Raw genomic sequence first — 23,970 nt, 5'->3', positions numbered from 1 at the left:
CGGGTCATCGTCTGCGGATCGGCCATGTCCGTGATGAACGAGCTGCTGTCCGGGACCAAGGCGCTACGCGGCCGCGCGGCGATCGACCTCCGCCTGCACCCCTTCGACCTCGCCACCACGGCGCGGCACTGGGGGATCGGCGATCCGGCCGCGGCCCTGCGGGTGCACGCTCGACGCGCTGGCGAGCGCCGGATACCTGCGGTACGAGAGCGATCCGCTGTGGGAGCGGCGGCCGGTCATCACCGTGGCCGACCCCGTCGTGCGCTTCCACAATCTGATCACGGTGGCGCAGCGGGACCTCGTCGAGACCGGGCAGTCGGCGGAAGCCTGGCGGCGGTCCCGGCCTGCCTTCGCCGCCCGCGTCCTGGGGCCGCACTTCGAGAGCTGCGCCCGGGCCTGGCTCAGGGCGCGGGCGGACCCGGCGTTGCGCGGGCACGCCGGCCTCGTGACGGCGACCGTCGTGAACGACCGGCGAGGGCAGGCCAAGCACGAGATCGACGTCGTCGCCCTGGACAAGCGAGCGGGACGCGCGGAAATCACCCTCGTCGGGGAGGCGAAGGCCACGCTCACCCGGCGCGGCACCGCGGACCTCGACCGGCTCGACCGGCTCAAGGCGCTGCTGGCCGAGCACGGGCACGACACCCGGAAGGCGGTGTCGGCGCTGTTCTCCACGGAGGGGTTCCAGCCCGAACTCGTGCGTCTCGCCCGCCGGAGGAGGGACGTGCTGCTGGTCGATCTGCCCGCGCTGGTGGGCGAGGGCGAGCCGGTCGTGTCGCCCGCGTTCAGGGGGAGCGGCGTGTAACGCCCGGGCTTTCCCGGCCACTTCGTGGTGTCAGATGAACGCATCCGGAACGAAGGGGCTGGGCGGTGGCGGATGATGCGTACCGGTTCACCAGCATGTACGACGAATGCCGGCAACGCGTGTGGGCCTACGTGGTCAGCCGCGCGGGGCGGCAGGTGGCCGACGAGGTGGTGAGCGAGACCTTCGCGATCGCCTGGCGGCGGCTCGGCGACGTGCCGGAGCCGGCCCTGCCGTGGCTGCTCGGCGTGGCCAGGAACGTCCTGCGCGACAACGTGCGGGCAGAGGCGCGCAGGCAGGCGCTGGCGGCGGAGCTGCGCTCCTGGACCGAGGCGGGCCCGGCGGGCGACCCGGCCGGCGACACGGCCGACCAGGTGGCCGAGCGGCTGGGCGTGCTGCGGGCGCTGGCCGCGCTGGGCGAGGACGACCGGGAGGCGCTGCTGCTGGTCGCCTGGCAGGGGCTGTCCCCCAAGGAGGCGGCCCGGGTGGTGGGCTGCTCGTCGGCGGCCTTCCGGGTCCGCCTGCACCGCGCCCGCAAGCGGCTCAAGGAGGCGATGGACCCCGCCAGGCCGTCGCACCGGTCCCCCGTACGGAACCTCAGCGAGGAGTGGTCATGAACATCATCGACGAGCTCCGGGCCGCCCGGCCCGCCCACCTCGGCGACCGGCCGGTGGACGAGCGCACCAGGGCCGCCGAGCTGGCCCACGCCATGTCCCGTCCAAGGGAGGACCGGTCGCGGGAAGACCGGCCGTCGCGGGAGGCCGGGGCGCGGCGGGAGGCCGGGGCGCGGCGGGAGGCCGGGGCGCGGCGGCGCGCGGTCAAGGTGCGGCCGGCGTGGGGGCTGGGGCTGGCCGGGGCTGCGGCGGCGGCCGTGGCGGCGGTGGCCGTCGTCCTGCCGGGCGGGGGCGCGGCCCCGGCGCCACCGCGGCCGTCCGAGGCCCTGCCCCTCGCCTCCGCACCCGCCACGTCCGGGCCCGCCGCGTCCGGGCCCGCCGCGTCCGCACCCGCCACGTCCGGGCCCGCCGGTACGGCGCAGGTCCGGCTGTCCGCGCGGGACGTGTTGCTGGCCGCCGCCGAGAACGCCGGCCGCCAGCGCGAGACCACCGGCGACTGGTGGCACACCGTGACCGTGAGCAGGACGCTGTTCACCGTGGCGGAGGGCGGCTACCAGGTCGAGTCCCGGGGCCGCGACGAGATGTGGACCCCCCGCGCCCCCGGCGGCGAGCAGTGGAGCCGCAGCCGCTCGCTCGGCGCCCGCCCGGTCACCGAGGACGACCGCCGGGCATGGGAGGCCGCGGGCTCGCCGGCCGAGGTCGGGATCGAGGTCCCGGGCAAGAAGGCCGCGATGCGGATGCCGATGTCCCCGGGCGAGGTCCGGACGGGCCACAGCGGCCTGGTGGACGGCGACAAGGTGTTCTGGCTGGGCCGCAACGTCACGATGAAGGACCTGCGCGGCCTCCCCGACCGGCCGGGCGCGCTGAAGAAGTGGCTGCTGCGCTCGTACGCGGGGCACGACACCGAGACGACGAGCGTCCCGATGGCCGCCGACGTGTGGCTGTTCAAGGTCAGCGCGGGCCTGATCACCGACATGCCGGTGACGCCGGAGGTGCGCGCGGCGGCGTTCCGGATGCTGGCCGGGCTCGGCACGGTCAAGGTCACCGGGAACGTCACCGACGCCGAGGGCCGCCGGGGCACCGCCGTGTCCGTCGAGGAGCGGGTCAAGGGCGGCGCCACGCTGGAGAACCGGCTCGTCTTCGACGAGTCGACCGGCCGCGCCCTCGCCAACGAGAACGTCGTGGTCGAGCCCGGCGGCCTCCAGGCGGGCCTGGAGCCGGGCACGGTGTTCTCCTCCAGCGCGGTGCTGGAGGCGGGCTGGACGGACGCCGGGCCGGGCCGGTGACCTGCCTCAGCTCCAGGCGGTGAGGAACGTCCGCACGGCCGTTCCGGCCAGCTCGCGCAGCTCGGCGTCCTCCGGCGTACGGGTGCCGAGCCTGGTGCGCGCCTCAAGGGGCCCGAACAGCAGGGACGTGAGCTGCTCGGCGGCCAGTTCGGGATCGGCGGCGCGGAGCCGGCCGGCGAGCGTGAGCCGGGCCAGCCGGTCGGCCAGCGCCTGGTTGAGCCGGTCGGTGCCGTACTCGGCGGCGACGTCCAGCAGGTCGGGGAACCTGGTGACCTCGGAGTAGAGCAGGCGGCGCAGCGCGCACCAGCGGCCGCCGGTGTGCAGGCGCAGCAGCGCGTGGGCGACGTCCGTGAGCGTGGCGGCGAGGTCGTCGCCGGGGTGGGCCAGCGGCTCCAGGGCGGCCAGCCGCTCCTCCAGCGCCGTGCGGGCGCCGGCCTCCATCGCGTGCCTGAACAGCGTGGCCTTGTCGGTCAGGTGGTTGTAGACCGTCGGCTTGGCCACGCCCGCCTCGTTGGCGATCTCCTGGACGCACGCCTGCGCGTAGCCCTGGCGGGCGAACACCGTGAACGCCCCCTCCAGGATCGCCTGCCGCTTGTCGATCCGGCCCCGCGTGGTGTTGCCCATGCCGCCGATTGTACTCCTCGGTTCATCTTCGTGGACGAAAGGGTTGCATGCTTACGCATAGGATCATTACCTTGAACCCATGAGTTCAAATTCTGCTGACCACCTGGACGGGCGGCTGCTCGCCGTGATCGGCGTCGTGCTGCTCGGCGGCCTGCTGGGCATCCTCAACAGCACGATGGCCGCCGTCGCCACCGACACCCTCGCGCAGATCTTCGGTACGTCGCTGAGCACGATCGGCTGGGCCTCCACCGGATTCCTGCTGGCGGTCACCGCCACGATCCCGTTCACCACCTGGGCCGTGGACCGGTTCGGCGGGCGGCGGCTCTGGCTGGCCGGGCTGGCGCTGTTCGCGGCCGGCTCGCTCGGCGCCGGGCTGGCCTGGGACGTCGGTGCCCTGATCGCCTTCCGCGTGCTCCAGGGGTTCGGCGCCGGGCTGCTCGACCCGCTCGTGCTGATCCTGCTGGCCCGCGCCGCCGGGCCGCACCGGGCCGGGCGGGTCATGGGGCTGATGGGGGTGGTCCTGTCCCTGGGGCCCGTGCTGGGGCCGATCGCGGGCGGGGTGGTGCTGGACGGGCTGTCGTGGCGGTGGATGTTCCTGATCAGCGTGTCGCTGGCGGCGGTCGCGTACGTGCTGGCGTGGCGCGTGATCCCCGGCGGCGGGCCCGGTGGCCCTGGCGGGCCCGGGGCGGAGGCGGCCGGCGGCGCGGTGGCCGGGCGGCTCGACGTGCTCGGGCTGGCGCTGCTCGGGCCGGGTTTCGCGGCGGTCGTCCTCGCGCTGTCGCAGACGGCCGAGCAGGGCGGCCTCGCGGCCTGGCAGGCGCTGCTGCCGCTCGCGTTCGGGGCCGCGCTGCTGCTCGGCTACGGGGTGCACGCCCGGCGGCAGGCCGCGCCGCTGATCGACCTGCGGCTGTTCGCCGGGCGGGGCTTCAGCGCGAGCGTGGCGATCATGGGGATCGGCGGCCTCGGGTTGTACGCGGCCCTGTTCGCCCTGCCCCTCTACTACCAGCAGGCCCACGGCCACGGCGTGCTCGCCGCCGGGCTGCTCATGACCCCGATCGGCCTCGGCGGCTCCCTGGCCATGCCGCTGGCCGGACGGGTGTCGGACCGGCTCGACCCCCGTGGCCTGGCCGCCGGCGGCGCCGCCGCGTCGGCCCTGAGCGCGCTGGCCCTCACCCGGATGGGCGCGGACACGCCCGAGGTGTGGCCGGTGCTGGCGGCGTTCGTGTTCGGGCTGGGCAGCGGCTGCTTCAGCGCGCCGGCGATGGGCTCCCTCTACCGGACGCTGCCGGCGCCCCTGGTGGCGCAGGGCAGCTCGGTCCTCTACATGCTCAACCAGCTCGGCGCGGCCCTCGGCGTCGCCCTCGTCACGTTCGTGGTGCAGACCGCGGGCGACCCGATCGCCGGTTTCCACGGCGTCGCCTGGCTGTCGACCGCCATGATCGTGATCGTGCTGGCCGCCGTCCCGCTCCTGCCCGGACGCCCTTCCGTCGCGGCCGCCCCCGTGGAGGCGGAGACGGAAGGGCGAGCCGGGAGCAGTCAGTCGGTGTAGCCGCGGGCCGCGTAGTCGTAGCGGTCGTTGAAGCGGACGTACGGCTTCTTGCCCACCAGCGGCTCGAACGGGTCGGGCTGGAACTTCTTGGCGTCCTTCAGGAAGTAGTTGTCGTCCGGGCACGTGCCGCGCGCCCAGAAGGACGAGACCTTGTCCCGCCAGTAGGCCGTGAACTTGAACTTCTTGCAGTTGGCGGCCGAGGCGCGCCACGCCCCCATGGCGCCGCGCCAGTAGTTGTGCTCGTAGACGCAGTAGTAGCCCCTCGGGCAGGACCTCGCGGTGGCCGACAGCACCACCCGCACGTCACCGCCCTGCCAGGCGATCTCGTTGTTGCTGATCTTCGTTCCGCCGGGGAACGCCGCCATGTAGGCGTCCACCGCGGCGCTGCCGGCGGCGTCGGCGGTGCCGGCGGTGGCCGCCTGCGCCGGGAGCGCGCCGCCCGCGACGACCGCGGCGCCGATGGCGAGGCCGGCCGCCTTCAGCGCCTTCGTGAGGTACCGGTGCTGGTTCATCTCTTCCCCTCTCGGTGTGGTCGAGAGGAAGGTAGGCAGCCGGGCGTTGAGCGCGTGTTGAGCCGGGGTTGAGGAACCGCGTTCCTCCGGCCGGCGGCGCCTAATTCGGTTGCGGCGGGTATGGGATGTCTGGCCTGATAGATCGCGTTCCACGTTGGACGGCAGGAGAGGAGGCGACACGCGATGACGTACCACGAGGTGACCGGGACCAGGCAACCGATCAGGATGTGGGCCGAGCCGGAGACCGTCGATCCGGAGGCGATGCAGCAGCTCCGCAACGTCGCGAACCTCCCGTGGGTGCACGGCGTCGCCGTCATGCCCGACGTCCATCACGGCAAGGGCGCGACCGTCGGCTCGGTGATCGCGATGCGCGACGCCGTCTCGCCGGCCGCGGTCGGGGTGGACATCGGCTGCGGGATGACCGCGGTGAAGACCTCGTACACGGCGTCCCGGCTTCCCGACAACCTCGCCCACCTGCGCGGGAAGCTGGAGCAGGCGGTGCCGGTCGGGTTCCAGCACCACAAGCGCCCGGTGGACCCCGGCAAGGTCCACGGGATGCGGACGGCCAGCTGGGCCGAGTTCTGGAAGGACTTCGACGACCTGGCCCCGGCCGTCAAGGCGCGCCGCGAGCGTGCCGAGGTGCAGATGGGCACCCTCGGCGGCGGCAACCACTTCCTGGAGGTCTGCGCCGACGACGAGGGCACGGTGTGGGTGGTCCTCCACTCCGGCTCGCGCAACATCGGCAAGGAGCTCGCCGAGCACCACATCGGCGTCGCCCGCGGCCTGTCCCACAACCAGGGCCTGGTCGACCGCGACCTGGCCGTCTTCCTCGGCGGCACGCCGGAGATGGACGCCTACCGCCGCGACCTGTTCTGGGCCCAGGACTACGCGCGCCGCAACCGCGCCCTCATGATGGGCCTGGTCTGCGACGTCCTGCGCCGCCACCTGCCCGGCATCACCTTCGACCAGCCCATCTCCTGCCACCACAACTACGTGGCCGAGGAGCGCTACGACGGTGTGGACGTGCTCGTCACCCGCAAGGGCGCGATCCGGGCCGGCTCGGGCGACCTGGGCATCATCCCGGGCTCGATGGCCACCGGGACGTACATCGTCAAGGGGCTGGGGAACGGGCTGGCGTACAACTCGGCCTCGCACGGGGCGGGGCGCAAGATGAGCCGGAACAAGGCCAAGCGGACCTTCACCCTCAAGGACCTGGAGGAGCAGACGTTCGGGGTGGAGTGCCGCAAGGACGCCGGGGTGCTGGACGAGATCCCGGGGGCGTACAAGGACCTGGAGTCGGTGATGGCCGCCCAGACCGACCTGGTCCAGGTCGTCGCCCACCTGCGCCAGCTCATCTCCATCAAGGGCTGACCGCGCCGATCCGCGCCGATCCGCGCCGATCCTCGCCGAAGCCCTCGGTGCCATTCCCGTAGAGTGCGTGAACGGTGTGCGTGCGCCATGGGAAAAGGGATCAAGGTGTACATATCAGAGCTTGTCATCCAAGGAATCCGCGGGTTCTCAGGACCGCGGGAGGTGGCGCTCGATTTCAGCAGGCCGGACGGATCCTACGCGGGCTGGACGGTTCTGGCCGGTCGTAACGGGTCCGGGAAAACGACGATCCTGCAAGCGATCGCGGTGGGCGTCATCGGTGACCACTTCATCCGGGGCTGGGACGTCTGGAGCGGCAGAAGAGAGGGTGAGCAAGCCCGTATCGGCGTAACCGTCGTCCAGGATCCGGAGTTCGACGCGGGCTTGAACTTCGGCGCGCAGGTATTCGAGTTGCGGTGGGATGACAAAGACCATCCTTACGCCACTCAGCAGTCCGTCGGGCTGAACAAGAAAGGGAAAGGCCCCAGGGTCCTCCATTTCGGCTCCGGTGAAGGATGGTTTTTCGCGGGATACGGGCCGTTCCGCAGGCTCTCGCCGGCCGCGTTCGGTCATGGGGGATCGTCGCGATTCGCGGTGTACGCCGGCTTGCGGACCCTCTTCGACGAAGATGTCAATCTCGCGGAGGGGGTCGGCTGGCTGATCGAGCAACATCTCTACCAATTGGAGGGACGCCCGGGGGCGGCGGAGCTTCTGGAGGTCGTGCTGCTCCTCCTGGCTGACGGGATGCTTCCTGACGGTCATACGGTGACACGTGTCGACTCCGACGGGTTGTGGCTTCGGCGGGACGACGGCCTGGAGATCCCCCTCCGGCAGATGAGCGAGGGATACCGGGCGGTCACGGCTGTCGTCGTCGACATCATCAGGCAGATGCACCTCGCGTACGGCAGCCTGCGGGTCACCTACGAGGGGGACACGCCGACGCTGTCGTACTCGGGTGTGATCCTCGTCGACGAGATCGAGAATCACCTGCACGTCAGCTGGCAGAAGAGAATCGGCGAATGGCTGACGAGTCATTTTCCGCTCGTGCAGTTCATCGTGACCACGCACAGCCCGTACGTGTGCCAGGCGGCTGACCCGAACGGGCTCATCGCGCTGCCAGGCCCGCACGAGCAGCGACCGGCGCAGGTGGTCGACCAGGACCTCTACGAGAGGGTGGTGTTCGGCTCCGGCGACGACGCCATCCTGACGGGGCTCTTCGGTGTCGACAGCCCGTACTCCACGCGTGCGGAAGACGTCCGCCGACGGCTCGGAGACCTTGAGGAGAAGGTCTTGAGCGGATCGGCCTCGAATGAGGAGATCGAGAGCTACAGGCGGCTCAGCAAGATGCTGGAGAGCTCGCTCTCGGCCAGGGTGGACGAGGTGTCCTCGCGGCTGAGGAGACGGGATTGATCCGTATCCAGCGTACGAGTTTGAACGCCGACCTGACGCTCAGGCTGCTTGACCGGACGGAACAGCTCAAGAGGGAGGGCGCCGGCGCGAAGGACGCCCGCCGGGTATGGCGCTGTGCTTCCACAGAGAAAGCCGGGCTACGCTCGGCGCTGCGCCGGATGTCGAGAGCCGTGGAACGATGCATGTACTGCGGCGACAGCCGAGGCACCGACATCGACCACTTCGAACCCATGGCGTTGTCACCGTTGCGGGCCTTCGACTGGATGAACCATCTGCTGGCCTGCTCGTCCTGTAACCGGCGCCTATCGCTGGAGGACGCCCAAAGGACAGGCGACCATCGAAGTCTTCCAGCTCAACCGCGCGGATCTGCGCAGGGGCAGAGAGCTCGCTTTCCCACGGTGCCAGGCGATGCTCCGGGACTATCGCCGGCTCCAGGACTCCGGAAGGAGCCGGGACGCGACCAAGATGTTGAACGCCCTGCGCGAGCAGCCCTTCGCCGACGTGCTGCACGCCATGTACCGGACCGTGACCGCTCCTGGCGCTGACATCGTCCTGGGCGGGCCGGAGGTCCTGGAAGCCCTCCGCATGTCGCAAGGAGCTTGACCGTCGGCGAGCCCACGCGCCCGGGCGGGGGCCGTCAGGTGGACTCGCGGACGACGAGTTCGGCCGGGAGGCGGAACGGGGTGTGCGGGGCGCCGTCGAACAGGGCGAGGAGGAGGTCCACCGTGGCCGAGGCCCAGGTGGTCATCGGGCTGTGGACGGTGGTCAGGGGCGGGCTGGTGTAGAGGGCGGCCTCGATGTCGTCGAAGCCGATCACGGCGACGTCGTCCGGGACGCGGCGGCCCGACTCGCGCAGGGTGCGCAACGCGCCGATGGCCATGAGGTCGTTGGCGGCGAAGACGGCGTCCAGGGCCGGGTCGTCCTGGAGGAGCTGGCGCATGGCGTCGGCGCCCGAGACGCGGGTGAAGTCGCCGAGCGCGACGATCGAGCGGTGGCCGGTCTCGCGCATGGCGGCGTGGTAGCCGGTCAGGCGTTCCTGGGCGGCGGTCATGTCGAGGGGGCCGGTGATCGTGGCGACGCGGCGCCTGCCCCGGTCCAGCAGGTGGCGGACGGCCAGGTCGGCGCCGCGCGGGTTGTCGTTGTCCACGTAGGGGACGGCCGGGTTGGTACGGCCGAGGGAGACGACCGGCAGGCCGCGGCGGGCGAGGGTGGCGGGCAGGGAGTCGGCGCCGTGCATCGAGACGAGCATGACGCCGTCCACGTGGCCGGCCGCCACGTAGTCCACGACGCGGGCGCGGCCGTCGTCGGAGCCGGCCAGCATGAGCACCACCTGCTTGCCCGCCGCCTCCAGCTTCCTGCTGGCCTGGCGGACCACGGCGGAGAACATCGGGTCGTCGCTGACCAGGCCCTTGGGCGGGTCGGAGACGACGAGGGCGACGGCGTTCGTGCGGCGGGTGGCCAGGTTGCGGGCGGCGGCGTGCGGGACGTAGCCCAGCTCCCTGACGGCTCTCAGCACCACCTCGCGGATGGACGGGGCCACCGTCGGGGCGCCGTTGATCACGCGGGAGACGCTGGACTTGGAGACGCCGGCGCGGGCCGCCACGGCTTCGAGGGTCGGTCGGCTCACGGCCCTCCTCGGGGTAGGGGGCTGGACGGGTGAGAGAGCGCTCCCTGACGAGGGTGAGGGGTGGGGCGGGCGCCGTCAAGACGGCCACGACTTCCCGTGTTTCTTGCGGGGCGGCGTGGGTGGGGGAGCGCTTTCCGGAAGGAGGTCGCTTAACGCCAGGTGAGTGGCGTCGAGGGGACGGCGGGGCGTGGGTGAGAGAGCGCTCTCTCACGCGTCTCGGAGGTTTCTGGGGAGTTAACCCGGTTCTTGACAGCGGTTAAGGACACGAGCAGTCTCCCTCTCAGGGAGCGCTCCCCGAACCTCTCACCCTCCCTCCCGACTGACGGAGACGCCGTGAGTCCACCCCTCCTCCGCCGCCGCCCGGCGATCCTGCTCGTCCTGGCGATCGCCCTGTCGTTCCTCGCCGCCCCGCCCGCCTTGGCCGCCGACCCCCTCCTGTCCCAGGGCAGGCCCGCCACCGCCTCCTCCACCGAGAACGCCACCGCCTTCCCGGCCTCCGCCGCCGTGGACGGCGACCCCGGCACCCGCTGGTCCAGCGCGTTCTCCGACCCGCAGTGGCTCCAGGTGGACCTCGGCACCACCGCGTCGATCACCCAGGTGGAGCTGGCCTGGGAAGCCGCGTACGCCACCGCCTTCCAGCTCCAGGTCTCGGCGGACGCGAGCACCTGGACGACGGTCCACACCACCACCGACGGCACCGGCGGCGTCCAGACGCTCACCGGCCTGTCAGGCAGCGGCCGGTACGTCCGCCTCCTCGGCACCCAGCGCGCCACCCAGTACGGCTACAGCCTCTGGGAGCTCAAGGTCTACGGCACCACGGGCCAGAGCGGCGAGCAGCGGCTGCTGTCGTACGGCAAGCCCGGCCTGGCCTCCTCCTTCCAGCACGACGGCAACTGCTGGGAGTGCACCCCGGCCAGGGCCTTCGACCTCGACCCCGCCAGCCGCTGGGCCACCAGCGCCACCACCGGCTGGACGGACCCCGGCTGGATCTCGGTGGACCTCGGCGCGACCGCCCGGATCAGCCGGGTCGTCCTGCAATGGGACCCGGCCTACGCCCGGTCGTACCAGCTCCAGGTGTCGGCGGACGCGAGCACCTGGACGACGGTCTACAGCACCACGTCCGGCACCGGTTTCAAGCAGACGCTCGACGTGACCGGTACGGGCCGCTACGTCCGCATGTACGCCACCCAGCGCGCCACTCCCTACGGCTACAGCCTGTGGGAGTTCCAGGTGTACGGCACCGGCGGCAGCCCGGCGGACCCGCCCCCGCCGCCGAAGGACCCGGCGAACCCGCCGTCCCTGGTCTGGAGCGACGAGTTCAACGGCCCGGCGGGCGGCCGGCCCGACGCCGCCAAGTGGCGGGCCGACCCCGGCACCGGGCCGAACAACGAGCTGGAGTACTACACCGACCACGACAACGCCGCCACGGACGGCCAGGGCAACCTGGTGCTGGAGGCACGCAGGCAGGCCACGCCCGGCTCGGCCTGCCCGCCCGACCCGCTGACCGGCAGCACCACCTGCCAGTACACCTCGGCCCGGCTGAACACCGGGACCAAGTTCCACTTCACCTACGGCCGGGTCGAGGCCCGGATCAAGGTGCCGAAGGGGAACGGGTTCTGGCCGGCGTTCTGGATGATGGGGGCCGACTTCCTGACCGGGCGGCCGTGGCCGTACAACGGCGAGATCGACATCATGGAGGTCCTCGGAAAGGACGTGAAGACGGCCTACTCGACCGTCCACGCGCCCGCGTACAACGGCGGCGGCGGCATCGGCTCGCCGTACACGCTGCCCGGCGGGGCCGACTTCTCCGGTGACTTCCACGTCTGGGCCGCCGCCTGGGACAGCAAGGGCATCGTCTTCACGCTCGACGGCCGCACCGTGCTCACGATCAGCAAGGAGCAGGTCGAGCGGACGCGCGGCCCCTGGGTCTTCGACCACCCCTTCTACCTCATCCTCAACCTCGCGGTCGGCGGCGACTGGCCGGGACCGCCCGACGCCTCCACGCCGTTCCCGTCCCGGATGCTCGTCGACTACGTCCGGGTGTACCAGTGACCAGCAAGGGAGTACCCATGCGTGCCACGCGACTGCTCGCCCTGTTGTCCGTGCTGATCGGCACGTTCGCCCTCGCCCCCGCGGCGCCGGCGGGCGCGCGGGTCATCAGGGTGGCGGAGTTCCTCGCCGACTGCCCGTTCAGCCACCGGCTGCCGGACGACCCCATCGTCTTCCCCGGCCTGCCCGGCGCCTCGCACATGCACAGCTTCTTCGGCAGCCGGGTCACCAACGCCCACACCACGCTCACCGACCTGCAGAACGGCGCCACCAACTGCAACCCGGCGGTGGACAAGTCGTCGTACTGGGTGCCGACCCTCTACCGCGACGGCGCCCCCGTGGAGCCGGCCATCGTCACGTTCTACTACCTCGGCGAGGGCGTCAGGGACGACGTCATCGCCAGGACGCAGCCGCTGCCGCAGGGGCTGCGCATCGTCGCGGGGAACGCCAAGGCCACCGGGACCGGTGACCCGTCGTCGATCGCGCGCTGGTCGTGCCTGCACGCCGGGCAGGTGAACCCGTCCAAGGACTTCGTCACCTGCCCGAGCGGGACGATGCTGGAGTCGTACCTGGACTTCCCGCAGTGCTGGAACGGGCGGGACCTGGACTCGGCCGACCACAAGAGCCACATGGCGTACCCGGTGGGCGGGCAGTGCCCGAGCACGCACCCGGTGCCGGTGCCGAAGCTGCGGCAGGTGATCCGGTACCCGGTGAGCGGTGACCCGTCGCACTTCCGGCTGGCCTCGGGCGGCGGGTACACGATGCACGGCGACTTCTTCAACGCCTGGCCGGCGGCGGAGATGGAGCGCCGGGTGCGCGACTGCATTCAGCCGATCGTCAAGTGCGGCGCCGACGGCCGCCCGGTGTGACTCGTCCGGCGCGCCCGGGCCACCGCCCGGGCGCGCCTCGCGGAAGGGGCTCGATGTTCGGACAGCAGGCGATGGCACCGGCCCTGGCGGCGGCGGCCCTGACGGCGGCCCTGGTGGCGGTGCTGGTCGCGGGGTGCGGTGGCGCGCCCGAGGACGCGGCGGCGGCACGGGGCGGGACGTCGCAGGGTACGGCGCCGCAGGGTACGGCGCCGCAGGGTACGGCGTCACAAGGGCCGGCGTCACAAGGGCCGGCGTCACAAGGGCCGGCGGCGCAGGGGCCGGCGGCCGGGTTCAACGCGACCGACGTGGCCTGGCTGCAACTGGCCGACGCGCTGCACGGCCGCGCCCTGCCGATGCTGGCCCTCGCCGCCGACCGCTCGGAGGACCGGGCGCTGGCGGCCCTCGCCGGCCGGATGGCCGAGGAGCACGAGGCGGAGCGCGGGCGGCTGCGCACGCTGCTGGCCCGCACCGGCGTGGACGGCGGCGCGAACCCGCACGCCGGGCACGACATGCCCGGTATGCCCACGGCCGCCGACCTGCGGGCGCTGGAAAGGGCGCGGGGCGGGGACTTCGACCGGCGGTTCGTCCCGCTGCTGCGGGCCTACCTCCGCCAGCTCGTGCTGGTGGCGGAGGGCGAGCAGCGCTCGGGCGAGTCCGCGGAGGCGCGGCGGCTGGCCGCCGCCACGGCCCGCGCGCACACCGCCGAGCTGGCCCGGCTGCCGGACGGGCCGGGGAAGGGGGCCGGCGGGTAGTTTGGGGCGTATGAGGCTGCTCGGATCGGGCCGTACCGCCGACGTCTACGAGCTCGACGGCGACCGGGTGCTGCGCCGCTACCGCGACGGCCATGACGCCCGGGAGGAGGCGGCGGTCATGGCGTACGTGGCCGCGCACGGCTACCCGGTCCCCGACGTCCATCCCGAGCTGACCGAGGGCCGCCCCACCGACCTGGTGATGCGCCGCCTGTCCGGCCCGACGATGTTGCGGGCCATCGAGGACGGCACGTACGACGCCGCGGAGGGCGGCCGGGTCGGGGCGCTGCTGCTGCGGCGGCTGCACGCCATCCCCGCCCGCCGCTCGCCGGACCCCCGCGACCGGATGCTCCACCTCGACCTGCATCCGGACAACGTGATGCTGACGCCCTCGGGCCCGGTCGTGATCGACTGGCGCAACAGCCGCGAGGGGCCGCCCGGCCTGGACTGCGCCATGTCGGCCGTCATCCTGGCCCAGGCCGCGGTGGGCGGGACGCCGGAGCTGGCCGTTCCCGCGCGCGAGGCGCTGGCGGGGCTGCTCGACGGGCTGGGCGAGGCCATGGACTACGGCGACGGGCTCGACGAGGCGGCCCGCCTGCGGTCGCGGAACGCCACGCTCTCCCGGGAGGAGATCGACTGCCTCGACGCCGCGGTGAAGCTGATCCGCCGGCGCTGACGGGCGGGTGGCGTCACTCCGTCCAGGCGGAGGTGGCGTCGAGGCGGCTCAGCCACAACTTCTCGCCGTCGCCGCCCGGCTCCCACCGCGTGCAGAAGTCGAGCAGCGCCCGGCAGCGCGCCACCATCGCGGCCTGCCGCTCCTGCCACTCGGGGACGAGCCCGTCGTAGGCGGCGAAGAAGTGTGTCAGCAGCGGCACGTGCTCGGGGTGGTGGCTGCGGATGATCCACTCGCACCAGGCGAGGTCCTCGACCGGCCGGCCGGGGTGGGCCCACTCCCAGTCGAGGATCGCGGTGACCTTCAGGGTGACCGGGTCGAACAACATGTTCTGGGGGCCGTAGTCGCCGTGGACGATCCCCAGGCGGTGGATGCCGCCCAGGACGCGGCCGCACTCGGTGAGCACCTCCAGGGCGTGGCCGTCGTCCATGAGGTCCTGGCCGTGCTCGCCGGAGACGAAGCGGGTGGTCAGGCTGGTGGAGGTGATCTTGTGAACGCGCGGGACGGGGACGCGGCCGCGCAGGCGGCGCAGGTATCTGCTCTCGGTGCTCAGCCTGAACGCCGCCTCGGGGCCCTGGTAGCACTTCACGACCAGGGCGCCGTCGCCGAATGTGCTGTTGGTGTACCCGTGCTTCACAAGGGACGATTCTGGCGTACCGCGACCCCTCCCGGAGCCCGCGCCACGCTACCTCGCCCACCTCCGATACACGATGTAAGAACGGGACGAACACCTCATCAGGACAGGAAACTCTGCACCTCAAGCGGCTGAACGGGAAGAGTACAACCAGCCACATCCGTACCGCCGGGTGCAGGGTGTAAAGACCGCTCGTTTGCGAAAATGGTTTGCCGGTACGCGGGGCGGCTTGTCAAGGTTGTCAGGCTATGCGCTCCCTTCCTGAGGCCGATCCCGGCGTGCCCGACCTCCGCAGCCCGTTCCGCTACCTGTGGTGGAACGCGCGGCGGCAGGCCACGTCCCTGCTCGCCGGCATCGGCTACGCGACCCTCTGGTGGCTCGTGCAGGCACTGATGCCCGCCGTGCTCGGGCAGGGCGTCGAGGCCGTCACCGCCAAGGACACCGGGGCGCTGCTGACCTGGTCGGCCATCCTCTTCGGGCTGGGGCTGGTGCAGGCGTTCACCGGGATCATGCGGCACCGGATGGCGGTCTACAACTGGCTGGCCGCCGCGTACCGGACCGTGCAGCTCACCACGCGCCAGGCCACCCGGCTCGGCGCGACGTTGCCGAAGCGCCTGTCCACCGGCGAGGTCGTCAGCGTCGGCAACTCCGACATCGCCCACATCGGCAGCTCCATGGACATCCTGCTGCGCGGCACGGGCTCCGTGGTGGCGATCGTCACGGTCACCGTGATCCTCATCTCGACCTCGCTGCCGCTCGGGCTGCTCGTGTTGTTCGGCGTGCCGCTCATGGCCGCGGCCGTCGGGCCGCTGCTCAGGCCCCTGCACCGGCGGCAGGCCCGGCAGCGCGAGCTGACCGGCGAGCTGTCCACCCGGGCCGCCGACATCGTGGCGGGGCTGCGGGTACTGCGCGGGATCGGCGGCGAGCAGGTGTTCGCCGCGCGTTACCAGGAGGAGTCGCAGCGGGTGCGGCGGGCCGGCGTGCGCGTGGCAGGCGTGGAGTCGGTGCTCGAAGGCGCCCAGATCCTGCTGCCGGGCCTGCTCATCGCGATCGTCACCGGCGTCGGCGCCTCCTTCGCCGTGGCCGGCCAGATCCCGACGGGGCAGCTCGTCGCGTTCTACCTGTACGCGGTCTTCCTGATCGGCCCGCTGCGCACGCTGACCGAGGCCGCCGACAAGCTCACCAAGGGCCACGTGGCGGCCGGGCGGGTGATCCGCATCCTGTCCATCGAGCCCGAGATCAAGGGCGGCAAGGGCAGCAGCGGGGGCGGGGTGCTGCGCGACTCCTACAGCGGCGTGACCGTCCAGCCGGGGGTCCTGACGGCGGTCGCCGCGAGCACGCCCGAGGACGCCGCCGCCATCGCCGACCGCCTCGGCCGCTACGCCGGCGGGGACGTGACGTTCGGCCCCGCCGAGCTGAGCAGCCTGCCCGTGGACGAGGTACGCCGCCGCATCCTCGTCGCCGGCAACGACGCCCGCCTGTTCACCGGCAGGCTGCGCGAGGAGCTGGACGTCAGGGACGGCTCCGGCGCCCGGGACGGTGGCGAGGAGCGGGTCCTGGAGGCGCTGCGCGTCGCCTGCGCCGAGGACATCGTCGAGGCGCTGCCCGGCGGGCTCGACACCTGGGTGGCCGAGGCCGGCCGCGAGTTCTCCGGCGGGCAGCAGCAGCGGCTGCGGCTGGCCAGGGCGCTGGTGGCCGACCCGGAGGTGCTGATCCTGGTCGAGCCCACGAGCGCGGTGGACGCGCACAGCGAGGCGCGGATCGCCGAGCGGCTGGCCAGGAGCCGCGCCGGGCGGACGACGCTGGTCTGCACGACCAGCCCGCTCGTGCTCGACCGCACCGACCACGTGATCTACGTCGAGAACGGCCGGGTGCTGGCGGAGGGGACGCACCGCCAGTTGCTGGACACCACACCGGAGTACGCGGCGACCGTCACCCGCGGGGAGGGCTGATCATGGCCAGGGAGATCCTTCCGGTCGCCGACCGCCGGCAGGTGCGGGCCTACGCCAGACGGCTGACGCTCAAGTACCCGCGGCAGCTCGCCACGGCGCTGGTGCTGCACGGGCTGGCCGCCGTCGCCGGGCTCGCGGTGCCGTGGCAGCTCGGCGGGCTGGTCGAGGACGTCGAGCGCGGCGCCCCGGTCCACGTCGCCGTCGTGGCCACCGCCATCGGCGGGTTCCTGCTGCTGCAGGGCCTGCTCGTCCGGTACGCCGTGCTGGCCTCGGCCAAGCTGGGCGAGAGGGTGCTGGCCGAGCTGCGCGAGGAGTTCGTGGGCCAGGTGCTGGCGCTGCCGCTGTCCACCGTCGAGCGGGCCGGGTCCGGCGACCTGATCACCCGCACGTCGCGGGACGTGGACTCGCTGTCGCGCACGGTCCGGCACGCGGTGCCGGAGACCCTCATCGCGGTGGTCACCTTCCTCATCACCGTGGGCGCGCTGGTGCTGGTCAGCCCGCTGCTCATGCTGCCGATGCTGCTCGCCGGGCCGGTCATCGTCGTGTCCACCCGCCGCTACCTCAAGCGGGCCAGGGACGGCTACCTGCGCGAGAACGCCGCCTACGCGGACATGACCGAAGGGCTCGCCGAGACCGTCGAGGGCGCCAGGGCCGTGGAGGCGCTGGGGCTGCAGGAGCGCCGCCGGGCGCGTACCGACACCGACATCGCCCGCTCCTACGCCGCCGAGCGGTACACCCTCGGGCTGCGCGTCGCCTGGTACCCGGCCGTCGAGCTGGGCTACGTCATCCCCGTCGTGAGCGCCCTGCTGACCGGCGGGCTGTTCTACACCAGCGGCTGGGTGACGCTCGCCCAGGTCACCGCCGCCACGCTCTACGCCCAGCAGCTCATCGACCCGCTCGACAGGTTCCTCATGTGGATCGACGAGCTCCAGGTGGGCGGGGCCGCCATGGCGCGGCTGCTCGGCGTGGCGAACGTCCCCGACGACCGGACGCCGTCCGGCGAGCGGCCCGCGGACGAGCGGCTGGAGGCGCGCGAGGTCCGCTACGCCTACCGGGAGGGGCACGACGTGCTGCACGGCGTGTCGCTGACCGTCCAGCCGGGCGAGCGGCTGGCCATGGTGGGGCCGTCCGGGGCGGGGAAGTCCACGCTCGGGCGGCTGTTCGCGGGCATCCACGGGCCGCGTACCGGGTCGGTGGCCGTGGGCGGGGTGCCGCTGGTGGACCTGCCGCTGGACGAGCTGCGCGGGCACGTCGCCCTGGTCACCCAGGAGCACCACCTCTTCAAGGGCACCGTGCGCGACAACCTGCTCATCGCCCGGCCGGACGCCGGCGACGAAGCGGTGCGCAAGGCGCTGACGGCCGTGGACGCGCTCGCCTGGGTGCTCGCCCTGCCCGGCGGGCTGGAGGCCCAGGTGGGCTCGGGCGGCGTGGCCGTCTCGGCCGCCCAGGCGCAGCAGCTCGCCCTGGCCCGGCTCGTGCTGGCCGATCCGCACACGCTGGTGCTGGACGAGGCGACCTCCCTCATCGACCCGCGGGCGGCCCGGCACCTGGAGCGCTCGCTGGCCGCGGTGCTGGAGGGGCGCACGGTGATCGCGATCGCCCACCGGCTGCACACCGCCCACGACGCGGACCGGGTGGCCGTCGTGGAGGACGGGCGGATCACCGAGCTGGGCTCGCACGAGGAGCTGGTGGCGGCGGGCGGTTCGTACGCCGCCCTCTGGGCGAGCTGGCACGGCACCCCCGCCTCCACGCTCTCCTGAGCCCGAGCCCGAGCCTGGGCCTGGGCCTGGGCCTGGGCCGGGGGCCGGTCGAGGGCCCGGGCTAGGACGTCACCCCGAGCGCCTTCTTCAGGAAGTCCACCTGGAGCAGCAGCAGGTTCTCCGCCACGACCTCCTGCGGCGTCATGTGCGTGACGCCGGACAGCGGCAGCACGGTGTGCTGGCGCCCGGCCGCGAGCAGCGCCGAGGACAGGCGCAGGGTGTGCGCGGCCACCACGTTGTCGTCGGCCAGGCCGTGGATGAGCATGAGCGGGCGCTCCAGCTTGGCGGCGTCCGCGAAGAGCGAGGAGTTCTCGTAGACCTCGGGCTGCTCGTCCGGACGGCCCAGGTAGCGCTCGGTGTAGCAGGTGTCGTAGAGCCGCCAGTCGGTCACCGGCGCGCCGGCCACCGCCGCGTGGAACACGTCGGGCCGCCGCAGCACCGCCAGCGCCGCCAGGAAGCCGCCGAACGACCAGCCCCGGATGGCCACCCGGGTCAGGTCGAGGTCGTCGCCGTACTGCTCGGCCACGCCCTGCAGCGCGTCGATCTGGTCCTCCAGCACCGGGGCCGCCAGGTCGTTGAGCACCGCCCGCTCGAACGCCGGGCCCCGGCCCGGCGTGCCGCGCCCGTCGGCCACGACCACGGCGAAGCCCTGCTCGGCGAACCACTGGCTCTCCAGGAACGCGCCGCGCCGGTTGAGCACCCGCTGCGCGTGCGGGCCGCCGTAGGGGTCCATCAGCACCGGCAGCCGGCCCGAGCCCTGCTCGTACCAGGAAGGCAGCACCACGGCGGTGGCCAGCTCGCGCCGCCCGGACCGCCCGATCGACACCCGCAGGTCGAGGCCGGGCCGCTCGGCGTACGACGGGATCGGCACCGCCATGCCGTCGCGCCGCACGACCGTCACCGACACGCCCTCGGTGTCGAGGCTCTGCTCGGTCAGCACGCCGACCCCGCCGGACATCCGCCCCGAGAACACCCCGGAACGGGTGGAGACCGGCAGCAGCGAGTGCCCGTCCCACGTCCAGAGCTGGATCTCGGTCGGGTCGCCGCTCGCGCTGAACAACACGCTGTCGTGATCGACGTCGAGCACCGCGCGGACCTGGAGCGTCGGCGGCGTCACCGCGCGGTCACCGACGTAGAGGCGGTGGCCGCCGTCGGCGCTCGCCACCCAGACCAGCGAGCCGTCGTCGAGGTGGGCGGGCACGCCGCCGACGATGTCGACCCAGGCCGGGTCGGTGTCCTCGCGCACGAGCGTGGCGGCGCCGGTGGCCGGGTCGACCGTGGACAGGCGCATGGTCCGCTGGTCGCGGGTCAGCGTCACGATCGACAGCGCGTGGGCGTCCCAGGCGGCCGTGACGAGGTATTCCTCGTCGTACGGCACCGCGACCCGCGACCCGTCGAGCCCCAGCACGTACAGCTCGGTGCGGGCGTTGGGGGTGCCGGCGGCCGGGTAGCGCTGGGCCACCGGCGGCCGGTCGGGGTTGGCCGGGTCGGCGATGTGCCAGGTGCGGACCGGTGCCTCGTCGGCCCGCTCGACCAGCAGCACCTCGCCCGACGGCGCCCACCAGTAGCCGCGCAGGCGGTCCATCTCCTCGGCGGCGATGAACTCGGCCAGCCCGTACGTCACCGTCTCCGACTCCGGCTCGGCCAGCGCGCGGTCCGCGCCCGAGGCGAGGTCCTGGACGCGCAGGGCGCCGCCCGTGACGTACGCGACGTGCCGCCCGTCGGGGGACAGGCGGGGGTCGATGACCGCGCCCGGCGTCTCCAGCCTGCGGGCCTCGCCGCCGGCCAGCTCGGTCACGTACAGGCCGCCGGACAGCGCGAAGCAGGCCCGCGTCACCGCCGCGTCGGTGGCGTAGGCCACGATGCCGCCCGCCGCCTCCCTGCTGCGCTCGCGCCTGGCCCGCTCCTCCGGCGGCAGGCTCTCCTCGTCGTCGCCGCGCAGCAGGCGCGGATCGACGACCAGCCGCTCGACGTGGGTGTCGGTGTCGAGCTCCCACAGGCAGGTCACCGGATCGGTGCCCGAACGCGTGCGCAGGAAGACCACCCGCCCGCCGTCCGGGGAGATCGTGAAGCCTCGGGGCACCCCGAGGGTGAACCGGCGGGTCCGGGCAGACAGGCGCGGGAAGCTCTCACTCATGGGGCCAATCCTGCCAGGAACGAGCCCTTGTTACGCTCATGACCATGACTGACCGCCGCCTCCTGCTCGTGCACGCCCACCCGGACGACGAGTCGATCGGCACCGGCGCGACCATGGCCAGGTACGCCGCCGAGGGCGCCCACGTCACGCTGGTCACCTGCACGCTCGGCGAGGAGGGCGAGGTCATCCCCGAGCACCTCGCCCACCTGGCCGCCGACCGGGAGGACACCCTCGGCCCCTACCGGATCGGCGAGCTCGACGCCGCCTGCCGGGCGCTCGGCGTCGAGGACCACCGCTTCCTGGGCGGGCCGGGGCGCTGGCGCGACTCCGGGATGATGGGCGCGGCCACCAACGAGCACCCGAAGGCGTTCTGGCGGGCCGACCTCGACGAGGCGGCGGGCGAGCTGGTCGGGGCCATCCGCGAGGTACGCCCCCAGGTCCTGGTCACCTACGACGCCAACGGCTTCTACGGCCACCCCGACCACATCCAGGCCCACCGGGTCGCGCGCCGGGCGTTCGAGCTGGCCGCGCGGCCGGACTTCGGCGCGGGCGAGCCCTGGCGGATCGCGAAGTTCTACCACACGGCCCTGCCCAGGTCCGTGATGCGGCGCTCGGCCGAGGCGCTGCGCGAGGCCGGCACCGGCTTCCTCCTGGAGGACGTGGACGACATGCCGTTCGGCGACCGCGACGAGGACATCACCACCGAGATCGACGCCCGCCCGTGGATCGGCGCCAAGGTGGCGGCCATGCGGGCGCACGCCACCCAGATCACCGTCCGCGAGCCGTGGTACGCGCTGTCCAACAACATCGGCCAGGAGGTGCTGGGCGTCGAGCACTACGTGCTGGCCGCCGGCGTGCCGGGCCCGCCGGTGCCGGGGCCGCCCGTCGAGGCCGGCGGGCTCGGCGAGCCGCACAACCGCGAGAACGATCTCTTCGCGGGCATCCACTAACCTCAGTCGGCATGGAGCAACGCAGCCAGGCCGAGTCGGCGCTGGGCGGAGCGGCGTACGGCATGCTGTTCGTGCTGGGCGTCGTCATGGGGGTCGTGGGCGGGTTCACGCATCCGGTGTGGAACGTGGGCCCGGTGCCGGGCTCGGCCGTGCTGTGGGTGCTGGCGTTGTTCGGCGTGTGCCTGGGGGCCGGCCGGCTCATGCGGGGGCGGCTGAGCGCCGTGGCGGCGGGGGCGGGCTGGCTGCTGGTGACGATGCCGTTCACGGTGCAGCTCACCTCCGGCGACCTGGTGATCGCCAGCGGGGCGGCCGGTTACGTCTACCTGTACGGCGGGCTCGTGGCGCTCGTCGCGGCGTACCTGCTCTCGCCCTCGTCGGGCGGGGGGTCGTGGTTGCTGCGAGGGTACCCGCCGAAGAACCCGACTTAAGGGCATAAAGTAACTTCGTGCATTCGATAGAGCGGCACGTGGACCCGGACACCTACCGCAAGGTCGTCGGCCGCTTCGCCACCGGGGTCGCGATCGTGACGACCCGGGTGGCCGACCTCGATCACGCGATGACCGTCAACTCGTTCACGTCCGTCTCGCTCGACCCGCTCCTCGTGCTGTTCTGCGCCGAGAAGGTGGCCCGTTTCCACAGCGCGGTGCTGGAGGCCGGGACGTGGGGGGTGTCGGTGCTGCCCGCCTCGATGGAGGACGCCTCGCGCTTCTTCGCCCACCGGGGACGGCCGCTGGACGGGCAGCTCGCGCGGTGGCCGCACCACCGGGGCGAGTCGGGGGTGGCGTTGTTCGACGGGGCGATCGCCACGCTGGAGGCGGCCACGAGCGCGGTCCACGACGGCGGCGACCACTCGATCGTGGTGGGCCGGGTGACGTCTCTGGGGCTGCCGTCGGACGCGGCGCCGCTGCTGTACCACGAGGGCCGCTACAAGGGGCTGTGATCCGCCGCCTCAGACCTCGTGGGCGGTGAGGGGATACCCCTCGGGGCCCAGGAAGGTGAACATCCGGCCGAAGGGGCCGTCCTGCGGCGCGCCGAGAACGGTGACGCCGGCGGCCGACAGCCGGTCGTGCAGCGCACGGGCGTCGCCGGTCGCCAGCCACAGCGCCACGCCGAGGCCGGGCCGCCCGCTGCCGAGATCGACCCCGGGCAGCGGCTCGCGGACCGCGAACGGGATCGGCCGGGTGGCGAACACCACGGCGCCGGGGGGCGCCTGGGGCGCGCGCGTCAGGCCGAGGTGGCGCTCGAAGAAGGCGGCGGCGGCCTCGACGTCGCGCACCTGGAGGGCGAGGAAGTCGGGGCCGGTGACGGTTGCGGTCATGACGTGCTCCTTGAACGGTTTCTATGTCAGGACTTTGACATAGCTGACGGTACGCGTGGCCCGTCACCTATGTCAATATGTTGACATGGAAGAGAAGCCCGCCCCGCCCCACGCGGCCGGGGACGTCACGGAGCACGTGGGATACCGGCTCAAGCGCGCCGCGGCGGCGCTGCGCGGGGCGATGGACAAGGCCCTGCGCGAGCACGACCTCACCGTGCCGCAGTACGCCTGCCTGGAACTGCTGGACGAGCGGCCGGGCATCTCCGGCTCCGAGCTCGCCCGGGGCACCTTCGTCACCCGGCAGTCCTCCAGCGTCGTGCTGCGCGGCCTGCAGGACGCCGGCCTGGTCACCCGGCCCGCCGCCGCCGACCACGGCCGGGCGCTGCCCGTCCACCTCACCGGCGAGGGCCGCCGCCGCCTGGCCGCGGCCCGGTCGGCCGTCTACGCCGTCGAACGACGCATGATCGCCGCCATCCCGTCCCACCGCCTGGCCGGCCTGCTGGCCGACCTCGACCGCATGGCCACCGCCCTCGACGGGCAGGCGTGATCGCGGCATAGTCGGAGGTGGGAGGGGCCGCGGCCGGGCCCGGTCCGTCAAGACCGGCCGTGGCCGACAGACATGGACAGGCGCTATCGATTCCGGCGGGCGGTCAACTACGCCAACCTCTCCACCCCGTTCGGCCTGCTCGTCTCGGTCGTCGGCGGCGCGACCCGCCGGCCCGGCCCCGACGGGCTCATCCTCGCCTTCGGCTACCGCTACCGCTTCCCCGTCGCGGGCGCCTTCACCGTGGGCAACGTCGTCCTGACCAGGCACGACTCGCTCAGCGACCGGCTGGTCCTGCACGAGGGGCGGCACGCCACCCAGTGGGCGTGGTGCGTCGGGCTGCCCATGCTGCCGCTCTACCTGCTCGCCATGCTGGCCTCGGTCCTGGTCTGCGGGCACCAGGCCACGTACAACGTCTTCGAGCGGCTGGCCGACCTGGACGACGGCGGATACCCCCGGGCCCCGCTCTGGTGGCGGCGGCGCGGCGGCGGGGCCTGACCTCGATCGCGGCCGAGGCCCCAGAGGCGTACCTGCGGCGGCAGCCGG

The 23,970-nt window shown here is 73.1% G+C and carries 24 protein-coding genes; 18 read left to right on the top strand and 6 right to left on the bottom strand.

Annotated elements, in window-relative coordinates; genetic code table 11:
- Nucleotides 1-244 precede the first annotated feature (244 nt).
- The 3 genes from AB0H75_RS34505 to AB0H75_RS34495 all read left to right on the top strand — a co-directional run bounded on the left by AB0H75_RS34505 (nt 245) and on the right by AB0H75_RS34495 (nt 2,699).
- Nucleotides 245-802, top strand: coding sequence for a hypothetical protein (locus tag AB0H75_RS34505; RefSeq protein ID WP_367803772.1), 558 nt, complete (start codon nt 245-247; stop codon nt 800-802).
- A 65-nt stretch (nt 803-867) separates the two neighbouring features.
- Nucleotides 868-1,416 carry an RNA polymerase sigma factor gene (locus AB0H75_RS34500; protein WP_367803770.1) on the top strand — a complete coding sequence of 183 codons (549 nt, stop codon included), beginning with the start codon at nt 868-870 and terminating at the stop codon, nt 1,414-1,416.
- A complete protein-coding gene (locus tag AB0H75_RS34495; protein WP_367803768.1) occupies nt 1,413-2,699 on the top strand; it encodes a CU044_5270 family protein in 1,287 nt (428 codons plus the stop codon). Before AB0H75_RS34500 ends, AB0H75_RS34495 begins: the two co-directional genes overlap by 4 nt.
- Before the next feature lie 6 nt (nt 2,700-2,705).
- Here AB0H75_RS34495 and AB0H75_RS34490 read toward each other — a convergent pair whose 3' ends face one another.
- Entirely contained in the window at nt 2,706-3,323 is a 618-nt protein-coding gene (locus AB0H75_RS34490; RefSeq protein WP_367803766.1) for a TetR/AcrR family transcriptional regulator, read from the bottom strand.
- Between the two features lie 79 nt (nt 3,324-3,402).
- Here AB0H75_RS34490 and AB0H75_RS34485 point away from each other — a divergent pair, with 79 nt between their 5' ends.
- Nucleotides 3,403-4,872: a DHA2 family efflux MFS transporter permease subunit gene (locus AB0H75_RS34485; RefSeq protein ID WP_367803764.1), complete on the top strand. Its 1,470-nt coding sequence runs from the start codon at nt 3,403-3,405 to the stop codon at nt 4,870-4,872.
- Here AB0H75_RS34485 and AB0H75_RS34480 read toward each other — a convergent pair.
- The gene (locus tag AB0H75_RS34480) at nt 4,860-5,384 is read right to left on the bottom strand and encodes a peptidase inhibitor family I36 protein (RefSeq protein WP_367803762.1); all 525 of its coding nucleotides are present in this window, start codon (nt 5,382-5,384) and stop codon (nt 4,860-4,862) included. The genes AB0H75_RS34485 and AB0H75_RS34480 overlap by 13 nt on opposite strands.
- A 183-nt stretch (nt 5,385-5,567) precedes the next feature.
- On the opposite strand from AB0H75_RS34480, the gene AB0H75_RS34475 reads away from it, so the two are divergent.
- From AB0H75_RS34475 to AB0H75_RS34465, 3 genes are all read left to right on the top strand, one after another.
- On the top strand, nt 5,568-6,755 hold the full coding sequence (locus tag AB0H75_RS34475) for an RtcB family protein (RefSeq protein WP_367803760.1): 1,188 nt from the start codon (nt 5,568-5,570) through the stop codon (nt 6,753-6,755).
- Nucleotides 6,756-6,842: 87 nt separating this feature from the next.
- Nucleotides 6,843-8,162 carry an AAA family ATPase gene (locus AB0H75_RS34470; RefSeq protein ID WP_367803758.1) on the top strand — a complete coding sequence of 440 codons (1,320 nt, stop codon included), beginning with the start codon at nt 6,843-6,845 and terminating at the stop codon, nt 8,160-8,162.
- Nucleotides 8,163-8,570: 408 nt separating this feature from the next.
- Entirely contained in the window at nt 8,571-8,765 is a 195-nt protein-coding gene (locus AB0H75_RS34465) for a hypothetical protein (protein WP_367803756.1), read from the top strand.
- 34 nt (nt 8,766-8,799) lie between these two features.
- On the opposite strand, the gene AB0H75_RS34460 is transcribed toward AB0H75_RS34465, so the two are convergent.
- On the bottom strand, nt 8,800-9,789 hold the full coding sequence (locus AB0H75_RS34460; protein WP_367803754.1) for a LacI family DNA-binding transcriptional regulator: 990 nt from the start codon (nt 9,787-9,789) through the stop codon (nt 8,800-8,802).
- A gap of 333 nt (nt 9,790-10,122) precedes the next feature.
- Here AB0H75_RS34460 and AB0H75_RS34455 point away from each other — a divergent pair, with 333 nt between their 5' ends.
- Genes AB0H75_RS34455 through AB0H75_RS34440 form a run of 4 tightly spaced genes read left to right on the top strand, consistent with a single transcriptional unit; the run spans nt 10,123 to nt 14,132 of the window.
- Nucleotides 10,123-11,841 (top strand): discoidin domain-containing protein, encoded by a 1,719-nt coding sequence (locus AB0H75_RS34455; protein ID WP_367803752.1) that lies wholly within the window; start codon nt 10,123-10,125, stop codon nt 11,839-11,841.
- A 17-nt stretch (nt 11,842-11,858) separates the two neighbouring features.
- Nucleotides 11,859-12,707, top strand: coding sequence for a DUF1996 domain-containing protein (locus tag AB0H75_RS34450; protein ID WP_367803750.1), 849 nt, complete (start codon nt 11,859-11,861; stop codon nt 12,705-12,707).
- Nucleotides 12,708-12,760: 53 nt separating this feature from the next.
- Complete coding sequence (locus AB0H75_RS34445) at nt 12,761-13,459, top strand: DUF305 domain-containing protein (RefSeq protein WP_367803748.1); 699 nt, start codon at nt 12,761-12,763, stop codon at nt 13,457-13,459.
- A gap of 10 nt (nt 13,460-13,469) precedes the next feature.
- Entirely contained in the window at nt 13,470-14,132 is a 663-nt protein-coding gene (locus AB0H75_RS34440; RefSeq protein WP_367803746.1) for a phosphotransferase, read from the top strand.
- Between the two features lie 13 nt (nt 14,133-14,145).
- On the opposite strand, the gene AB0H75_RS34435 is transcribed toward AB0H75_RS34440, so the two are convergent.
- Nucleotides 14,146-14,766: a phosphotransferase gene (locus AB0H75_RS34435; protein ID WP_367803744.1), complete on the bottom strand. Its 621-nt coding sequence runs from the start codon at nt 14,764-14,766 to the stop codon at nt 14,146-14,148.
- A 245-nt stretch (nt 14,767-15,011) separates the two neighbouring features.
- On the opposite strand from AB0H75_RS34435, the gene AB0H75_RS34430 reads away from it, so the two are divergent.
- Together AB0H75_RS34430 and AB0H75_RS34425 are read left to right on the top strand one after the other, a co-directional pair.
- Nucleotides 15,012-16,715, top strand: a complete 1,704-nt coding sequence (locus AB0H75_RS34430; RefSeq protein WP_367803742.1) for an ABC transporter ATP-binding protein — start codon at nt 15,012-15,014, stop codon at nt 16,713-16,715.
- Nucleotides 16,716-16,717: 2 nt separating this feature from the next.
- On the top strand, nt 16,718-18,475 hold the full coding sequence (locus AB0H75_RS34425) for an ABC transporter ATP-binding protein (RefSeq protein ID WP_367803740.1): 1,758 nt from the start codon (nt 16,718-16,720) through the stop codon (nt 18,473-18,475).
- Between the two features lie 61 nt (nt 18,476-18,536).
- On the opposite strand, the gene AB0H75_RS34420 is transcribed toward AB0H75_RS34425, so the two are convergent.
- Complete coding sequence (locus AB0H75_RS34420; protein WP_367803738.1) at nt 18,537-20,612, bottom strand: prolyl oligopeptidase family serine peptidase; 2,076 nt, start codon at nt 20,610-20,612, stop codon at nt 18,537-18,539.
- Nucleotides 20,613-20,656: 44 nt separating this feature from the next.
- Here AB0H75_RS34420 and mshB point away from each other — a divergent pair, with 44 nt between their 5' ends.
- From mshB to AB0H75_RS34405, 3 genes are read left to right on the top strand one after another with little or no spacing between them, the layout of a single operon-like run.
- On the top strand, nt 20,657-21,562 hold the full coding sequence (mshB, locus tag AB0H75_RS34415; RefSeq protein ID WP_367803736.1) for an N-acetyl-1-D-myo-inositol-2-amino-2-deoxy-alpha-D-glucopyranoside deacetylase: 906 nt from the start codon (nt 20,657-20,659) through the stop codon (nt 21,560-21,562).
- Nucleotides 21,563-21,573: 11 nt separating this feature from the next.
- Nucleotides 21,574-21,990, top strand: a complete 417-nt coding sequence (locus AB0H75_RS34410) for a DUF6113 family protein (protein ID WP_367803734.1) — start codon at nt 21,574-21,576, stop codon at nt 21,988-21,990.
- A 17-nt stretch (nt 21,991-22,007) separates the two neighbouring features.
- On the top strand, nt 22,008-22,502 hold the full coding sequence (locus tag AB0H75_RS34405) for a flavin reductase family protein (protein ID WP_367803732.1): 495 nt from the start codon (nt 22,008-22,010) through the stop codon (nt 22,500-22,502).
- A gap of 9 nt (nt 22,503-22,511) precedes the next feature.
- Here AB0H75_RS34405 and AB0H75_RS34400 read toward each other — a convergent pair whose 3' ends face one another.
- Nucleotides 22,512-22,880, bottom strand: a complete 369-nt coding sequence (locus AB0H75_RS34400; RefSeq protein WP_367803730.1) for a VOC family protein — start codon at nt 22,878-22,880, stop codon at nt 22,512-22,514.
- Nucleotides 22,881-22,965: 85 nt separating this feature from the next.
- Between AB0H75_RS34400 and AB0H75_RS34395 the strand changes: the two genes are divergently transcribed.
- Nucleotides 22,966-23,427 carry a MarR family winged helix-turn-helix transcriptional regulator gene (locus AB0H75_RS34395; RefSeq protein WP_367803729.1) on the top strand — a complete coding sequence of 154 codons (462 nt, stop codon included), beginning with the start codon at nt 22,966-22,968 and terminating at the stop codon, nt 23,425-23,427.
- A gap of 72 nt (nt 23,428-23,499) precedes the next feature.
- On the top strand, nt 23,500-23,922 hold the full coding sequence (locus AB0H75_RS34390; protein ID WP_367803727.1) for a hypothetical protein: 423 nt from the start codon (nt 23,500-23,502) through the stop codon (nt 23,920-23,922).
- Nucleotides 23,923-23,970 lie beyond the last annotated feature (48 nt).

The organism is Nonomuraea sp. NPDC050783 (assembly GCF_040802095.1).
Classification (GTDB): Bacteria; Actinomycetota; Actinomycetes; order Streptosporangiales; family Streptosporangiaceae; genus Nonomuraea.
The sequence above is the reverse complement of the archived record's forward strand: the minus strand, read 5'-3'. Positions and strand labels throughout refer to the sequence as shown.

Bases quoted from the DNA above. Each gene is read 5' to 3' on its own strand.
- AB0H75_RS34390 (WP_367803727.1), top strand. From the start codon at position 23,500: ATGGACAGGCGCTATCGATTCCGGCGGGCGGTCAACTACGCCAACCTC.
- AB0H75_RS34490 (WP_367803766.1), bottom strand. From the start codon at position 3,323: ATGGGCAACACCACGCGGGGCCGGATCGACAAGCGGCAGGCGATCCTG.
- AB0H75_RS34430 (WP_367803742.1), top strand. From the start codon at position 15,012: ATGCGCTCCCTTCCTGAGGCCGATCCCGGCGTGCCCGACCTCCGCAGC.
- AB0H75_RS34400 (WP_367803730.1), bottom strand. From the start codon at position 22,880: ATGACCGCAACCGTCACCGGCCCCGACTTCCTCGCCCTCCAGGTGCGC.
- AB0H75_RS34465 (WP_367803756.1), top strand. From the start codon at position 8,571: ATGCTCCGGGACTATCGCCGGCTCCAGGACTCCGGAAGGAGCCGGGAC.
- AB0H75_RS34480 (WP_367803762.1), bottom strand. From the start codon at position 5,384: ATGAACCAGCACCGGTACCTCACGAAGGCGCTGAAGGCGGCCGGCCTC.
- AB0H75_RS34485 (WP_367803764.1), top strand. From the start codon at position 3,403: ATGAGTTCAAATTCTGCTGACCACCTGGACGGGCGGCTGCTCGCCGTG.
- AB0H75_RS34450 (WP_367803750.1), top strand. From the start codon at position 11,859: ATGCGTGCCACGCGACTGCTCGCCCTGTTGTCCGTGCTGATCGGCACG.
- AB0H75_RS34440 (WP_367803746.1), top strand. From the start codon at position 13,470: ATGAGGCTGCTCGGATCGGGCCGTACCGCCGACGTCTACGAGCTCGAC.
- AB0H75_RS34410 (WP_367803734.1), top strand. From the start codon at position 21,574: ATGGAGCAACGCAGCCAGGCCGAGTCGGCGCTGGGCGGAGCGGCGTAC.
- AB0H75_RS34470 (WP_367803758.1), top strand. From the start codon at position 6,843: ATGGGAAAAGGGATCAAGGTGTACATATCAGAGCTTGTCATCCAAGGA.
- AB0H75_RS34475 (WP_367803760.1), top strand. From the start codon at position 5,568: ATGACGTACCACGAGGTGACCGGGACCAGGCAACCGATCAGGATGTGG.
- AB0H75_RS34420 (WP_367803738.1), bottom strand. From the start codon at position 20,612: ATGAGTGAGAGCTTCCCGCGCCTGTCTGCCCGGACCCGCCGGTTCACC.
- AB0H75_RS34495 (WP_367803768.1), top strand. From the start codon at position 1,413: ATGAACATCATCGACGAGCTCCGGGCCGCCCGGCCCGCCCACCTCGGC.
- AB0H75_RS34425 (WP_367803740.1), top strand. From the start codon at position 16,718: ATGGCCAGGGAGATCCTTCCGGTCGCCGACCGCCGGCAGGTGCGGGCC.
- mshB (WP_367803736.1), top strand. From the start codon at position 20,657: ATGACTGACCGCCGCCTCCTGCTCGTGCACGCCCACCCGGACGACGAG.
- AB0H75_RS34395 (WP_367803729.1), top strand. From the start codon at position 22,966: ATGGAAGAGAAGCCCGCCCCGCCCCACGCGGCCGGGGACGTCACGGAG.
- AB0H75_RS34445 (WP_367803748.1), top strand. From the start codon at position 12,761: ATGTTCGGACAGCAGGCGATGGCACCGGCCCTGGCGGCGGCGGCCCTG.